Annotated in this window: 11 protein-coding genes; 3 read left to right on the top strand and 8 right to left on the bottom strand. The window is 43.5% G+C overall.

What is annotated here, in order from left to right; genetic code table 11:
• Positions 1-36 precede the first annotated feature (36 nt).
• The 7 genes from PUN35_RS20545 to PUN35_RS20515 all read right to left on the bottom strand — a co-directional run bounded on the left by PUN35_RS20545 (position 37) and on the right by PUN35_RS20515 (position 11014).
• Positions 37-768, bottom strand: a complete 732-nt coding sequence (locus PUN35_RS20545) for a (S)-benzoin forming benzil reductase (RefSeq protein ID WP_003244421.1) — start codon at positions 766-768, stop codon at positions 37-39.
• Between the two features lie 62 nt (positions 769-830).
• Positions 831-1286 (bottom strand): type VII secretion protein EssA, encoded by a 456-nt coding sequence (gene essA / locus PUN35_RS20540; RefSeq protein WP_010886603.1) that lies wholly within the window; start codon positions 1284-1286, stop codon positions 831-833.
• 31 nt (positions 1287-1317) lie between these two features.
• Positions 1318-4497 carry a type VII secretion protein EsaA gene (esaA, locus tag PUN35_RS20535; RefSeq protein WP_014480713.1) on the bottom strand — a complete coding sequence of 1060 codons (3180 nt, stop codon included), beginning with the start codon at positions 4495-4497 and terminating at the stop codon, positions 1318-1320.
• Positions 4494-8981 (bottom strand): type VII secretion protein EssC, encoded by a 4488-nt coding sequence (gene essC, locus PUN35_RS20530; protein ID WP_014480714.1) that lies wholly within the window; start codon positions 8979-8981, stop codon positions 4494-4496. The genes esaA and essC overlap by 4 nt, the downstream gene beginning before the upstream one ends.
• A 60-nt stretch (positions 8982-9041) precedes the next feature.
• Complete coding sequence (gene essB, locus PUN35_RS20525) at positions 9042-10397, bottom strand: type VII secretion protein EssB (RefSeq protein ID WP_014480715.1); 1356 nt, start codon at positions 10395-10397, stop codon at positions 9042-9044.
• Positions 10398-10411: 14 nt separating this feature from the next.
• Positions 10412-10651 (bottom strand): ESX secretion system protein YukD, encoded by a 240-nt coding sequence (gene yukD / locus PUN35_RS20520; RefSeq protein WP_003228763.1) that lies wholly within the window; start codon positions 10649-10651, stop codon positions 10412-10414.
• 69 nt (positions 10652-10720) lie between these two features.
• Positions 10721-11014 carry a WXG100 family type VII secretion target gene (locus PUN35_RS20515; RefSeq protein ID WP_003220661.1) on the bottom strand — a complete coding sequence of 98 codons (294 nt, stop codon included), beginning with the start codon at positions 11012-11014 and terminating at the stop codon, positions 10721-10723.
• 521 nt (positions 11015-11535) lie between these two features.
• Between PUN35_RS20515 and adeR the strand changes: the two genes are divergently transcribed.
• From adeR to PUN35_RS20500, 3 genes are all read left to right on the top strand, one after another.
• Positions 11536-12804, top strand: coding sequence for a sporulation transcriptional activator AdeR (gene adeR / locus PUN35_RS20510; protein WP_049832643.1), 1269 nt, complete (start codon positions 11536-11538; stop codon positions 12802-12804).
• A gap of 101 nt (positions 12805-12905) precedes the next feature.
• A complete protein-coding gene (gene ald / locus PUN35_RS20505; protein ID WP_014480718.1) occupies positions 12906-14042 on the top strand; it encodes an alanine dehydrogenase in 1137 nt (378 codons plus the stop codon).
• A 111-nt stretch (positions 14043-14153) separates the two neighbouring features.
• A complete protein-coding gene (locus PUN35_RS20500) occupies positions 14154-14831 on the top strand; it encodes a YukJ family protein (RefSeq protein WP_014480719.1) in 678 nt (225 codons plus the stop codon).
• 43 nt (positions 14832-14874) lie between these two features.
• Here PUN35_RS20500 and PUN35_RS20495 read toward each other — a convergent pair whose 3' ends face one another.
• Positions 14875-15084, bottom strand: a complete 210-nt coding sequence (locus tag PUN35_RS20495; RefSeq protein WP_014480720.1) for an MbtH family protein — start codon at positions 15082-15084, stop codon at positions 14875-14877.
• Between the last annotated feature and the right edge of the window lie 3 nt (positions 15085-15087).

Here is a 15087-nt window from a genome sequence, read left to right as displayed (position 1 = left end):
CCTTTTGTATAAAAAAAAGAGCAGAAAATATCTGCTCTACAAAAACTCTTTAATATCATAAATGCGGCCGTTTTCCGTCCCTTTTTCTAGTAAAGAAAGCAGCGTGCCGGCAATAAAGTCCGGACTGCGAAGGCTTCCTGTTTCATTTAATTTCCGGAATCGTTCAATGTGGTGGAAATCCTTTTTCGATGAAGAACGGATGACGGCCTGCATCTCAGTGTCCATCACTCCAGGTGAGAACGAAATCATGTTCACCGGCAGCTCTTCATCCTCCTGTTCAAATCCGAATGTCCTCGTAAACATGTCGAGCCCGGCTTTTGAACTGCAATACGCGCTCCATCCCTTATATGGATTTTTGGCGGCTCCTGAAGTAATGTTGACAACCGTCTTTTTGCCGCTGTATGAAGCAAACCGTTTTGTAAACAGCTGACTCAAAAGCACGGGCGCAGTCAGGTTCAGCTGATAATGGCGCTGAAGCTCGTCAAGAGACGCTTCGCCGGCACGTTTGATCGGCGTTACCATTCCGGCGTTATTAATAAGGGTAATACCAGAATAACGATCTGAATCGATGGATGAGAGCAATGTTTCAAATTGCTGTTCAGCTTCTTCGAGATTGATGAGGTCTATTTGATGCTGCGTTAGTTTTTTGTGAGAGACATCTGTTTTCGTTCTGGATAAGGCATGGACTTCATGCCCCTTTTCTAAAGCCTGTAATGCAATGGCTTGACCCAGCCCTTTTGACGCTCCGGTGATGATATAAAGTTCCATTGGAAACCTCCTTTTCCGTTATTATTGTACGGCACCTCTTTTACACAACACAAGCACGCGGCCTACGCCTTCTTGTTTTCCTGCGCTGTGACTTTTGGGATGAGGAACACGATGCCTGCAATTCCGAGCAGGATCAGTACGACATAGATCATCGGCAGCAGCAATGATGATGTTTCTTGTTCATCTTCTGTTTCCGTTGATGATGTCTTTGTCATTGGTTTTTCAGCAAAAGTAATTCCAAGCTGTTTCGACTGGGCCGCAATCGTGTTGGAATCCTCGGCATTTGTTGATGTAAACAAATCTTTTATCAGCTCGGCGTCCTTGTCCTTCGGTTTATCAAAAGTGATATCCTTTTGTTCCTCAGGCAGTTCTGTTTTTTCTTCATAGTAGGTATCTTCATGCAAATAATTCGTATCGATTTCGATGTCTTTTTTCTCATACTGGTTTGGCGCGACATCTGTATTTTCTTCAGTTTGGGCAGCCGCTGCAGAGGGTATGAAAAGGGAAAAGGAGAGCATACAAATCATGATCCCCTTTTCCATGCTGCGATCACGCTTCATACGTTTCATCGCTTTCTGCTGTGTGTTCAGCCATCAACCGGATAATCAGCGGCAGAGCCACGGCAATCACCGTAATGATCAGCAGAACTGTTATTCCCATTGTAAACAAGTGCCCAGTACCGTACTGGATGTCGATATATACTTTCGAAACCGGATCTTCAAATGTAAAGTTCGGCATGATCAAATCAATAAGCGGTGCGACATAGAATAGGATCATTGCTGCTGAAGCAACCCAGCCAGGGATTGATCCGAATCTGAATGCCGTCCGGATGAAGGCAGAGCTTGCGACCAGCAATAGAATCGTAAACACCGACCACTTAATCGTCTGATCGTCCGGCAGTGAATAAATATTCAAACCGAACAAGCTGATCATAAGTCCGACAAGGATATTCAGAATTCCGAATAACGCTCCTTTGACGAGAAGCGGTGCGTTTTGGTAATACGAGCTGAAATAGCCGATTAACAGACTGCTGATCAACACAATGACAAGGATGACAACCGGAGGTACCGTCTGAATTTTTTCTTCCGGAACCTCTCCGCTGATTTTAAGCGGATTCGCCAAGTAATCATATACATAGCCATTGTTTTGCCCGTCTACTAATGTGTTTCCGAGTATGCCGTATACGTCATTGCGCACTAGTTTCGTGGAGGCGACATTTTTCCCCCAGTTGTTGTTTAAGGTGTCGGCTTTCGCTTGAACATCATTGACGCTTTGCTGCATGTTGGTTGTGTAATCAATGATGCCTGACTGGCGATCAGACAATGAACCCATCATGTCTGACATTTGCAGCACTTCCTGGCCGACCGTATCTTGGACACTCAGTGCCATGGTGCCAGACAGCCCATCGTTGCTGAACGTCGCAGATTCCTGTGTTGCGCCCGTTACAAGCTGTTCTGACGCTTTTGCGGCACTTTCAGAGATTTTCGTCAGTTCGTCGAGAACACCTGCTTGAGAGTCACGAATAAAGCCGCTGTAGTCACCCGCAAATTTGGTCATTCCGTCGATGAAGCTGTTAATGTCTTCATCAGTTTGCATCGTGTTGTTTTTGAGAGCTTCCCAGCTGGCTGATTCTGCAGGTGAGAGGGCCAGGATGGATTTGACGTTGCCCTGCTGGCCCTGGATAGCGTCTCTACTTAAGAGCGACATAGACCCTACATCTAGAGAACCAGTCAAAGTCTTTTCATACAAATATAGATAATTGTAGTACTTCATTAAGTCTGAAACATTTTTTGTATCTACTGTATTAGTAAAAACTGAAGATAATTGTTCTAAGCGATCTTTTTCACCGTTATTCCGTAAAATTTTTAAAATCTCTTTTTCCTTTTCACTAATTAATAAAGAAGATTTATTAAACTGATCATTGATATCATTAAATTTTGATGTTAAGTCATTAATTTTGATGTTTAATGAGTCAACCTTATCATTTAGATCTTTTATTTCTTTATCCAGTTTCTCAATGCGCTTCTCAACCTTACTATTATGCTCCTCTTGCTTTTCTTTAAGTTCTTCCTCTATTTTCTGTATTTGTTCAGCTGCAGCATTCAGACGTTTTTTTGCTATCGAAATATCTGATTCGTTTTTAGAATCGTCAACCTGTGACCCATCGTTTTCATCAGCGAGCTGAATTATACGAAGGGCGGCTTTTGATTGTGCTGTCGTCTCTGTTTTGCCATTTAAATCATTAGTTTTCTCGGAAGAATTTTGTTGACCTTGATTGTCTGCTTCATTATTTATTTCAGGGTTCATTTGTGTACTGTCATCTGTTGACCCATCATTTCCATCTGTCGGCTGATCGCCACTTGTTGGATTTTTATTATTGGTGTTGTCGTCGTTTGTCGGGTCTTCGCTCCCCGGCATTGTTGGGTTATTTAGTTCTGGTTCTTTTAATCCTTCAGAAATATCTTTGATTTCAGCTGCAACATTATTGAGTTCATCTCGTTGTTGCTCCAAGTCCAATTTGATTTCTTCAGTTGTATCTTCTTCCTTGTCATTATTCTCTTCATTAGAATTATCGTGCTTTTGATCGTCTTCCTCTGGTTTTATTAAAGCCGGACGAAGATTCACTATCTTATCTTGCAATTGATTTAAGTTTTGGATTTTAGTTGCAGTATACTGAGTTTCATAACGTTCAAGAAATGTACTGAACATATCTTCTTGAATTTTTTTCATGCCCATTTCTTGTAAAGGAACTTGACCTTGCCTTGTCTGTTCTGCACTTTTCAGAGCAAGACTAGTAAGTCCGAGCTGTGTCTTCGCTTGGCCAATCCCAGTTGCCAATCCGCTCATGCGTTCGCTGAACTGATTCGCCTTTTGCTGTGCTTGGATGGCATCCAGACCTGTCCGGATTTGCTGCTGTGTTGAATCTTGGGCTGCCAAAAGCAGCTTTTTCTGATTTTCTTGATATTCTTTGTATCTTTCAACTGTATCAATGAATTCTTTCAGCGTATTTTTGGCTTCCTCCGCTGTAGAAGCTTTTTCTTTTGTCGTGCCTTGCGCTTCATTCATTGATTTCTTCAGCTCATCGATTAAGTCTTTTTGCTGTTTGATTTCACCTGCTAAATCATTAGAGCTTGGTTTGTAAAAGTTGTACATGACATTCTGGAATTCAGATTCTTTATTGACGATCTTGTCAAATTCTCCTCTGATGTTGTCCACTTTTTGTGAAACAAAATTCCAGTATAAGGCCGACATTTTTTTGTTCATTGTCTTTTGGGCATCCTCAAGCTCACGCTGAACTTTTTCTTTGTTAACCGCATTCAGGTTATCTTGAATGCTGAATTCGAGCGTTGCTTTTTGAGGATGGTCTTTGTCATAGCTCAAAATGTTTTTTGAGAAGTCTGAGGGAATGTAGACAATCGCATCGTATTTCTTTGAAGCGAGACCGGTCTCGGCCGCGCTTCGGTTTACGACCGTCCACGAATAATCAGGACGTTCACCCAGAACGGCCGCTACTTCCTTGCCGAACTGGGCGGATTTGTCCTCTTCATCAGACTTTACCTCATCACTCAATACGCCTGTGTCTTCATTCACCACCGCGATTTGTCGGGTGGAATTGACTGCTTTTTTCGTTGGGTCGTCTCCGATAAATCGGAAAAACAACACCGGCAGCAGCAAAATGATGATGACGGCGGATATTAACTTGATCAAGCTTTTTCGTTGTTCTGTCATCTAGCACTCTCCCTTTCAGCAGAACATAAAGGAATTTGAACTTTTTGCTCCTTCCCGTTTTCCACAACATATCCGAAGCCCGGCTGAATCTCAGGCTCCTGTCTTTGGTACGGGAGAGGAATGACATTTTGCTCAGACTTTTTCATCAGCAGAATCGCGTGGCGGATTTGCTTCATCTCAGTCGTCAAGGAGTCATAGCCTTTTGAAAATTCGCTGTGATTTCCGCCCGGGATAAAGCTGAACCCAAGATGAGCGTATGATTTCATGAAGTTAGCGAGACGGTCTTGTATTCTCGTATCAATCGTCTGCTGGAATCTCGTTATCCCGTCAATCATCAGCACCACTTGTGAGAATCGCAGATTTTGCGCGTCTCCTTGGCGGACAGCTTCTACATACATGGCCTCTCTTGTTTTGAAAATGTCTTCTGCTGTTTCAATCCACTGCTCAATATCTTCTTTCGTTTCCAAATATGAAACAGCTGATTCCTTCGCATAATGAGATAAGCCGCGGTCAATCGAGTCAAATAGGCCGATCATTTCAGTTTCATCATCAATCAGATGTTCGAGCATTACTTTTAAGACGTTTGTTTTCCCGCGCTGAGTCTGGCCTAAAATCAGGCAGTGCTTATGCTTGCCTAAATCAAAATAGACTGGGCTGACTGTTTCTTCATGAAGCCCGATCGGTACAGATAAAGGCTTGCGTTCCAGCTTGAAGCGGAGAGAAAATTCTCTCGTCGACAAGCTCTCAGGCAGCATCGGAATCGGTGCCGGCTGCTCCATTGAAGCAAATCGCCCTTGAAGTTTCTGTACGTCTGATTTCAGCTCGTTGAACATGCCGATATCATCATCGGCGTCAACAGGCAGGAACATTTGCGCGAAATAAAGCTCTTCCTTTTGAATGATGACGCGTCCCGGAATCGGCTCAAGATTGAATTTCGGACGGCCGTAAATGGAATATCCTTCTGATTGATCCATGAGATAATGGACAACCTTTGTTTTCAAGTTATTTAACAATGACTGGCGGACAGCATTCACCCGCGTTGCTGTCAGCATAAAGTAGATACCCAAGCTTTGTCCGTCTCTGGAAAGCTGGACAAATTCCGATTCAAGCTCATGCATCTCATCCTTGACAATGTCAAAGTTGTCAATGGTGATAAAAATGAACGGAAGCTCTTCTTCGCTCAGCGCATTGTACATTTTGATGTGGCTGATTTCTTTTTCCCGGAACAAACGTTTACGGCGGTCAATTTCTTCTTTGATGCGAATCATGAACTTTTCAATTTTTCTTGACTGGTCCATCAGGAAGTAATCCGCGGTATGCGGGAGCTTCGCTAATGGCAGCAGCGTTCCGTTTCCGAAATCAAAGATATAGACATGAAGCTCTTCAGGTGTGTATACGTCCGCAAAACTCATCAGGAACGTTGCGGCTGCAATCGATTTTCCGTAGCCCGAAGAGCCGAAGATGCCGATATTTCCATCTTCCATCATCTTATAAGCAATTGGCGCCTGTCTTTGCAAATCAGGTTCATCGACATACGCAAAGTGGAAATGGTCTTTTTCGTTTGAAGGGAAAAGAGTGCGCGGAATACGTTCCGCAAGCGGCGGCAGCCAAGGGCTTGGCAGCTTCTCGATTCCCATTTCATCTTGGATGCGTTCAATTTCGTCAACTACAGCTTCGATTTCGGTTTGAACGTCTTTTTTCGCGTTATCTTCGGTATCAACCTCAGAAAGCGGGATCAGACCCGTATCTGTAACAATCGCGATTTCATCCTCGGTACCGTAGACCTCCTCTAAGTAAGGCGCCCCGCTCCATGCAGATTGGAACAGCTCATACACTTCATTGTTTCCAACCTGCAAATAGCCGCGGCCTGTTACGGTAATGTTTGCGGCATCGCTGTTTTTCAAAATTTCTTTACTGTCGGTGGCATCCTGGACCTTGAGCGCTACTTTAAAGCGCGAGTTACTCCAGATCTGATCGTCGATGATGCCGCCTGGCTTCTGTGTCGCCAAAATCAAATGAACGCCGAGGCTTCGTCCGATACGCGCGGCACTGACAAGCTCCCTGATAAAATCAGGCTCCTCGCTTTTCAGCTCGGCAAACTCATCAGAAATTAAGAACAAGTGAGGCATCGCCACTTCTGCTTTCCCTTGCTTGTACAGCTTTGTATAGTCATTGATGTGATTGACTTGATACTGGTCAAACAGGCGCTGCCTTTTTTTCAGCTCGCTTTTAATGGAAGCAAGCGCACGCATACTGAAGTTTTTGCTTCCTTCAATATTTGTGATCGTGCCGAGGAGGTGGGGAATGTTGCGGAACGGCTGCGCCATTCCTCCGCCTTTATAGTCAATTAGTAAGAAAGCCGCTTCATGCGGATGAAAATGCACTGCAAGTGACAAGATGTAGGTCTGGAGAAATTCACTTTTCCCTGATCCCGTTGTCCCCGCAAGCAAGCCGTGCGGACCGTGTGCTTTTTCGTGAAGGTTCAGATACACAATGTCATCTTTCCCTTTATAGCCGATCGGCACTGACAGCGACTTCGACGATTCACTTGTCAGCCATCTTTGCTGAATGCCGATTTCTTTTACTTCCTTCGCATGAAAAAGCTCCAGGAACGATACCGTTTCCGGAATGGAATTCGTAATGCCGACCTGGTGGTTCAGCGTCCGCAGCGTGCGTGAGAACCGTTCGTTGTCCTCACGCTGATGATGATCGAGACGGAACGGAATTCTTACCGCTTTTTTCTTTTGTATTAAAATGTCGCCTTCATGCTCATTAATGTAGCGGACAAGAGTCGTAATGTTTTCCGACAAGCTTTCCTTTGTTTCCGCAGCGACAATTGTCGAGATGCCCAGATGCTCATGCTGTCCTTCTAAATATTCGAGAATGACATGCTCAGAGATCAGCTGCTGATTCGTGATGACAAATACAAAATGCGGTTTGAACTGCAGTTTTTCTTTGTCATCTTCGAGATCACGCTCTCTGATCAATTCGTAAAGTGAAGACAAGAGCTGATCTCGGGTTTGCTCATTATAAATAAATCCTTTTGCATAAATATGGGGCATTTGAAATTGCGGAAGCCACTTCATCCACTCCCAGTCTTTATACTCTTCTTCATGAAAAATAAATACAAAACGCAAATCGTGATAGCTGTTAAAGAACGACAGCTGTCCAATCAACTGGTGAATCTCATTTTTTACAATTTGCGATTTACCGACAAGCCCCATCGGACCTTCTGCCAAATCGACCGTCACCGGCGCATGGCGGATATCTTTATAGACGCGCTGCATGTGCTGCGATTTCTCCATGAGGTCATCGATATCACGATTCGCCAAGTCTCCGCCGCTCATATTGATTTCATAGCTTGACGGAACTGTTCCCGTCCCAAGCCGCAGTTGCAGATAATCCTTGCTTTCAAGTGATTTTTCCCAGATCCGGTCACTGATTTCACTTGTTAAGTATTTCATTTGTTCAAATGAAGGAAAGTGAAATTCAAGAACCTGCTTTTGCTTTTCAGCAAGTGCCTGAAGCTCTTTCCGCTTATTGTCTAAGTAAAGCTTATATACACGCTCCCGTTTTTCCTCGCGTTTTTTCCGCTGGTTTTTATCCCGGAAATATTGCACTGTCGAGGTAATTAGAGTCATCATAAACATGGCCAAAGAAACGAGTATAAATATGCCGCGCGGCTGGATGATGGCAACTACGCCCATCACGATCAGCATCACAAGCGGAGGCAGGATGACGAGCCACAGCCCTCTGTTGGTTTGATCGCTCTCCTGAGAGGGAAAACTGAAAGAAACGCGGTCATCCGGGAGATCGTATACCATCCGCGGCGTTCTTCTGTACTGCGGATATTTTTTCTGCATCTCTGTACTCGGTTTGACCGTTTCTGTTAACGCTGTTTCAAACTGGGCATAATGAACAATTTCTAAAAGGTCTTGTTCCGTCACCCTCATTTGCGTGAAGTTCCAGAATATTTCATCCCCCGGCTTGAGCGGCGTATTGGCGTTGATTTTCTCTCCGTTCAAGAAGATCGTTCCGCTTTCAGGGCGGACCGACCAGCTGCCGCCTGCACGAAGCAAAGAAAACGTGCTTTGTTCTGCAAATGCAAAATCTTGCGGATTCAGATAAATATCTGCATTCGTTTTTTCTGAGGAACATACAATTTCATCCCGATTTCCCGTAAAATAAACGGATTTCTCAGGTTCACTGCCTGTCAATATCAAACGTATATCCTGCTGATCCGTTTGGAGAGTAAATGATGTATCCGCCTCAATCGTGCCGAGACAATCATTTCCCAGGAAAACTTCGTATTGGCCGCCGGATTCCTTTCTTTTAAGAGAAACCACTCCGCTATTAAATGGAATGGAGCTGATCGTAACAGAATCCTTCACATCAGGCCCTATGGTCACCGGATGAGACGACGGGAGGTTAGACAGATTTAATTTTTGAACGTTATTTTGGTAAAAAACCCATAATAGACTCAAATGGCGAACCCCCTTACGGCCGAATGGCAGCATGCGATGACCTGTGCTTCATGTCTCACGTTATTTGTCATCTTTTTTCTCATCTTTCTTTTCTGTTTCTTTTTTCTCGTCTTCTTTTTTCTTCTGTTCTTCTTTTTTCGCTTTTTCCTCGGCTGCGGCTTTTTCTTCTGCCGCTTTCTCTTCTGCTTGTTTTTCTTCGTCTGTTTGTGTCTGTTCTTCGCTTGTATCGACTAACGATGTTTCAGAATTAGACTGTTTATTTTCTTGACGTTCTTTTTGGGCTTTTTCAAGCTCACTATTTACTGAGTCAAGTTCTTTTTGTATATCTTCATCATTTGTATCCTCAGATAAAAGCTGCTGTTTATATTTAGCTAGGGCAAAGTAAATATAATCATTGTATTCAAGCTTACGGCCGATACTGATCGCTTCTTTGTATTCTCCTCTACCATAATCAATCCAATATAAGAAATGCTGAGGGTCTGATTGAAGGGTGACTAAGTTATTTTCTATATTTTTGGTTTTTGCACTCCCCAGGTTTTCGACCTCAACATAGGACGTCGCCAGCTGATACTGCACCGATTCAGGCAGGCTTTCCGCCTCGTACTTGGACAGTGTGCTGATGACTTCACTGTACTGCTTGTTTAAGAACGCACGGTTGCTGTCCACTATCGCCTGGTGCTTTGGCTGCGCGAAAAATAAGGCGTACATCGAATAAATAAGTGCCGGTACAAGCAAAACAATGAGCCCCAGGCCGATATATCGCTGGATGTTCCACTTCTTTCTCGGGATATGTATGTATGTTTTTGCTTTGGCTTCGAGCTCATCAATATGGATTTGAATCAGCTCGAGCAAATCATCATAGGATTCAGTATCTAATATCGCCTTTGCCTCTGCGGAGAACGTGAGCGTTTCATTGAATTTCAGGTAGTCTTCAAACGCAAAAGCGCCGTCAACTGCCAAAGCCGCTGCCGCTTTCAGCTCCTGCCATACTCTTTCCTCATCACGCTCGTAAGGAGGAATGCTTTCTTTTACTCCATAATGGAGAAAATAAGGCGTAAGCCCTTTATCGAATACAATGTTTTCAGGAGCGACAATCAAATTCAGCCTCGACAGATTGTGCTGCTGTACGGCTTGAACAAGCTGATAGGCAAACTGCCATTTACTTTTTTTATCCTTAGCTTTCATGAAGCGGAATGCTTTATAGGAGGAGGGAGGTTGGATTGTGATGATTACTTCATCATCCGTCACATCGATTTCTTTATAAAAAAATGGATTTATATCTTTGATCACGTTAGCTTCAAGACCGTCGAGAAGCTTTATTTTTTCCCGTTGAAAGGTAAATGTATAGCCGGCATCTGTTTTCTCGGCAACAGCTTCTAATTGGTTTTCTAAATATGATTTTTGTTTACCTGACATTCAACCAGATCCTTTCATAATATTTCAAGCCGGTCTCCGTTTGTAATGCCGCAATCAGACAGCTTGCATTCTCCGGAAAACACCTTATCCTTGTTCACCACTCTGATCCAGTGCCCTTCGCGCGGGGGCATAGATACGCTTTGGGCCTGCCAAGCAATATCAATTACTTTTTTCACCGGGTGGTAATCTGACAATCTGAGATCAAAGACACTGCCGTTATAATGTTTCAAATCTATTGTAATATCAATATACATTTAGGATCACCCTTACATAGAAAGAGCGCCGTCTTCTTTTGAATCAGGCGCTCCTTCCCTTTCATACTGTTATCCGCGGATTTGATTTGCGATGTCTTGGTCAGTAGACTCAAGTGTATTTGCTGTTTGATCAAGCTGCTGATTCACATCTTGAAGCAAATCTGACATTTTGATAAATGAAGGTTTGAGCTGCTCGTATTGATCTGCGAACGCTTCGCTTGAAGCACCTTCCCACATGCTTTTCAAATCAGAGATCATTCGGTTTAAACGATCAACCTGATTTAATACTTCTTGGCTTTCAACGCCGTATTGCTTCGCCATCGCTCTTAGCTCTTCGGGTGTGACACGAATTAATCCTGCCATATTCCTCATTACCTCCTGTGCCATCAGCCTAAATATGGGCTAATTCACTTATTTTTAGAACGTCATTATTATAAAAACAGTTTTTCGGCATAGTCAAACAAATATGTTTTAATTTTACAAAATGAGTCCAATGGTTTACCCCGAATCACTTAAAAATGACATAAACTGTAAAGTAAATAGGTTTATTTTCTTAATCTCCTCTTCATTCTCCGAATAATCCAAAAGACCCAAATAACTCCCCAACTCCCAAAAAAAACCTTTCAGAAAATTTGATGCTACAGCACCATTTCTGAAAGGTTCAGTTTTTTCTTTCCTTAATTAGTCTCGCCTCCGATGACTTACTTAAAAGATTAATAGGATAAGCTGTCGTATTATATGAGGCATACAACTGTCCTGCAAAAAGGCGATTACACCGCCAAATGTATATAGAACGTTTCTCTCATGAAATTGTTTTTTTGCTTCTGTTCTTTGTTGTTGATTTTCACAAACAACAACAATCATAATAAAAGGAAGGGGATGAGATGTCAAAGAGAAATCAAGCACGAAAAGTAGGGAGATTTATGACCATGCCGAATGATCCGTTTAAATATAGTTTTGACAGACTTGAAGATGTGGCTGATCATATCAGCGACGTTCTGCGGTGCCCGATCACCATAGAGGATGTTAACCACAAGCTGCTTGCCTACAGTACACACAGCGACTGCACAGACCCTGCCCGGACGTCTACCATTATTGGCAGAAGGGTACCGGAGAAGGTGATTAACAAGTTGTGGAAAGACGGGACAATTCCAGCTCTCTTAAAAACGGACCAGCCGATCAGAGTCAAGCAAATTGATGAAGTCGGGCTGAGCAATCGCGTCGCTATTTCGATTTGGAAAAACAAGCAAGTGCTTGGCTTCATATGGGCTCTTGAGATCCAAAAAACATTGTCCGATGAAGATCTGCTGACATTGCAAATGGCAGCAAAAGCAGTGAAAAACAAGCTTCTCAAACTTCAAATCAGAAAAACGAAAAATGAAGAACGCAGCCAAGAATTTTTCTGGAAAATGCTGACCGGACACATCCATCAGGAGGATGATATGGCGGATGGGTTCCATAAGCTTGGAATGGCCGCTCCTTCAGAGTTTTCCGTTATGATCATCCGCATAAATGGCGAGCTGACTGAAAAAATCGAACAGCAGCTGCAATATTTACAGGAAACGACCCAGCAGGTTTACGTGCTGCTGGCGACCGTAGATTCCAATGAACTTATTATATTAACCTCACCCAAAACAGATCATCCTTTTCAAGATTTAAAACAGTTTGCTTTAAGTACGCAAAAACAGCTGAAGGAGCGGTATAAAATAGAAGACGTTTCTATCGCTTTTGGCGGAATATACAACTCTATTTCTTTTGTCTCCCGCTCCTATCAGGAAGCATTGTCCGTCTTAAAAACGAAGGAACGGTTCGCTGAAGAGACCAAACATTTTTTCAGCTTTTCTGAGTTAGGTATTTATCAATACTTAGATGTCTTAAATGAAAAACGGAAACAGGCGGGCCATTATAATTACTCGCTTTCCAAACTGGAACAATATGACCGGGATCACCAGTCAAATCTGGTAGAGACGCTAGAGCGCTTTATTGAAGCGGACAGCAACGTGAATACGGCTTCCAAGCTGTTAAATATACACGTTAATACGCTGAATTACCGACTCAAGCGGATCAGCCAGATCGCTGAAATTGATTTGAAAAATGTGAATCAAAAATTCACCATCTATTTAGATATCAAACTTCGGCACATGGATTTGTGAAATTTCACAAATCCATGTTTTTTTATTTTCTTAATCAAACAAAGAATTTTCCAAAATATCAAGCTACACTAAAAATATCACAGATACAGGAGGAGACAGATATGATCATAGGGGTTCCTAAAGAGATAAAAAACAATGAAAACCGTGTCGCATTAACACCCGGGGGCGTTTCTCAGCTCATTTCAAACGGCCACCGGGTGCTGGTTGAAACAGGCGCGGGCCTTGGAAGCGGATTTGAAAATGAAGCCTATGAGTCAGCAGGAGCGGAAATCATTGCTGATCCGAAACAGGTCTGGGACGCCGAAATGGTCATGAAGGTAAAAGAACCGCTGCCGGAAGAATATGTTTATTTCCGCAAAGGACTTGTGCTGTTTACGTACCTTCATTTAGCAGCTGAGCCTGAGCTTGCACAGGCCTTGAAGGATAAAGGAGTAACTGCTATCGCATATGAAACGGTCAGTGAAGGCCGGACATTGCCTCTTCTGACGCCAATGTCAGAGGTTGCGGGCAGAATGGCGGCGCAAATCGGCGCTCAATTCTTAGAAAAGCCTAAAGGCGGAAAAGGCATTCTGCTTGCCGGGGTGCCGGGCGTTTCTCGCGGAAAAGTAACGATTATCGGAGGAGGCGTTGTCGGGACAAACGCGGCGAAAATGGCTGTCGGACTCGGTGCAGATGTGACGATCATTGACTTAAACGCAGACCGCTTGCGCCAGCTTGATGACATCTTCGGCCATCAGATTAAAACGTTAATTTCTAATCCGGTCAATATTGCTGATGCTGTAGCGGAAGCGGATCTCCTCATTTGCGCGGTATTAATTCCGGGTGCTAAAGCTCCGACTCTTGTCACTGAGGAAATGGTAAAACAAATGAAACCTGGTTCAGTCATTGTTGATGTAGCGATCGACCAAGGCGGCATCGTCGAAACTGTCGACCATATCACAACACATGATCAGCCAACATATGAAAAACACGGGGTTGTGCATTATGCTGTAGCGAACATGCCGGGCGCAGTCCCTCGTACGTCAACAATCGCCCTGACTAACGTTACTGTTCCATACGCGCTGCAAATCGCGAACAAAGGGGCAGTAAAAGCGCTCGCAGACAATGCGGCACTGAGAGCGGGTTTAAACACCGCAAACGGACACGTGACCTATGAAGCTGTAGCAAGAGATCTAGGCTATGAGTATGTTCCTGCCGAGAAAGCTTTACAGGATGAATCATCTGTAGCGGGTGCTTAATTCACAATGAGCTTGCAGAAAGATTTCTGCAGGCTTTTTTATTTTTTAAAAGGAAAAAAGAGACCATTTCACGAATTATGACTATGAAGTTGATCATAAAGGAGGATTCATATGGCTGTTCAGCAATATGGCGTGTTAAAAGGCATAGTCTTAGACATGAAGCGGGAAACAGATGATGACAGTCCTCATTTCCAAGTCAAAATGCTCGGTGAAGAGAATACGTATTACAGGTGCGCCATCAATGTGATGTCCAGTTCTGAGGAATCTGAAGTATTGTATTTGGCTGACGATCAGTTTGATTCGGGCTCAATTACCATCCTTCCGAACATGCCGTATGGATATACAAGGATCAATGAAGCAAACCGTGAAGTGGCACTGGATTATGTGCGGGGCAATTTGTTTGACCCGCGGGAAATGAAGCCTTTGCCTCATGAAATCACAGGACCTGATAATGATTTAAATGATTTTATTGAAACCTATATGAAGAAAGCACAAGATGAGAAAGCGCCGGTTTATATATTCGGTTCAAAATTCGGCCCTGAACAGGCTGCAGATAAAATATTCGGCTTTACCCCGACTAACGGAATGCACAATATCCATATGAATCAAGGGAATGCAATGGATACGCGCTGGAAAAAAGACAACGGCTCTTGGCATGACGGGGGTATTCTGATTCAGTTTGCAGATCAGTGGGCCGCTGTGTTTTTAGCGTTTTTATCCCAATCTTGGTGTAACGATGAAAACGGAAACCCTGTCAGAGATTGTGATCATACCCAAACGTCTGCGTAAGATAGAAAAAGAGACTGCGGCGAGCAGTCTCTTTTTGATACGATTACACATTTTCAACAGCCTTTAGGCTGTTTGGCCTCATATCGCTCCAATGCGATTGGATATAGTCCAAACAAGCTTCACGCCCTTTTTGCTCATGAACGACTGTCCAGCCGCTCGGCACATCTATAAAACCCGGCCATAGGGAATATTGGCCTTCTTCATTGACCAGCACCAAATATGTGCCATCCGCATTTTCAAAAGGATTTGCCATTCT

The organism is Bacillus sp. N3378-2at, from assembly GCF_033412715.1.
In the GTDB taxonomy this organism is placed as follows: Bacteria; Bacillota; Bacilli; order Bacillales; family Bacillaceae; genus Bacillus; species Bacillus subtilis.
The sequence above is the reverse complement of the archived record's forward strand: the minus strand, read 5'-3'. Positions and strand labels throughout refer to the sequence as shown.

What these genes read in the sequence shown, in the direction of transcription:
- PUN35_RS20545 (WP_003244421.1), bottom strand. Translation starts at nt 768, where the DNA reads ATGGAACTTTATATCATCACCGGAGCGTCAAAAGGGCTGGGTCAAGCC.
- essA (WP_010886603.1), bottom strand. Translation starts at nt 1,286, where the DNA reads ATGCTCTCCTTTTCCCTTTTCATACCCTCTGCAGCGGCTGCCCAAACT.
- esaA (WP_014480713.1), bottom strand. Translation starts at nt 4,497, where the DNA reads ATGACAGAACAACGAAAAAGCTTGATCAAGTTAATATCCGCCGTCATC.
- essB (WP_014480715.1), bottom strand. Translation starts at nt 10,397, where the DNA reads ATGTCAGGTAAACAAAAATCATATTTAGAAAACCAATTAGAAGCTGTT.
- yukD (WP_003228763.1), bottom strand. Translation starts at nt 10,651, where the DNA reads ATGTATATTGATATTACAATAGATTTGAAACATTATAACGGCAGTGTC.
- PUN35_RS20515 (WP_003220661.1), bottom strand. Translation starts at nt 11,014, where the DNA reads ATGGCAGGATTAATTCGTGTCACACCCGAAGAGCTAAGAGCGATGGCG.
- adeR (WP_049832643.1), top strand. Translation starts at nt 11,536, where the DNA reads ATGTCAAAGAGAAATCAAGCACGAAAAGTAGGGAGATTTATGACCATG.
- ald (WP_014480718.1), top strand. Translation starts at nt 12,906, where the DNA reads ATGATCATAGGGGTTCCTAAAGAGATAAAAAACAATGAAAACCGTGTC.
- PUN35_RS20500 (WP_014480719.1), top strand. Translation starts at nt 14,154, where the DNA reads ATGGCTGTTCAGCAATATGGCGTGTTAAAAGGCATAGTCTTAGACATG.
- PUN35_RS20495 (WP_014480720.1), bottom strand. Translation starts at nt 15,084, where the DNA reads ATGGCAAATCCTTTTGAAAATGCGGATGGCACATATTTGGTGCTGGTC.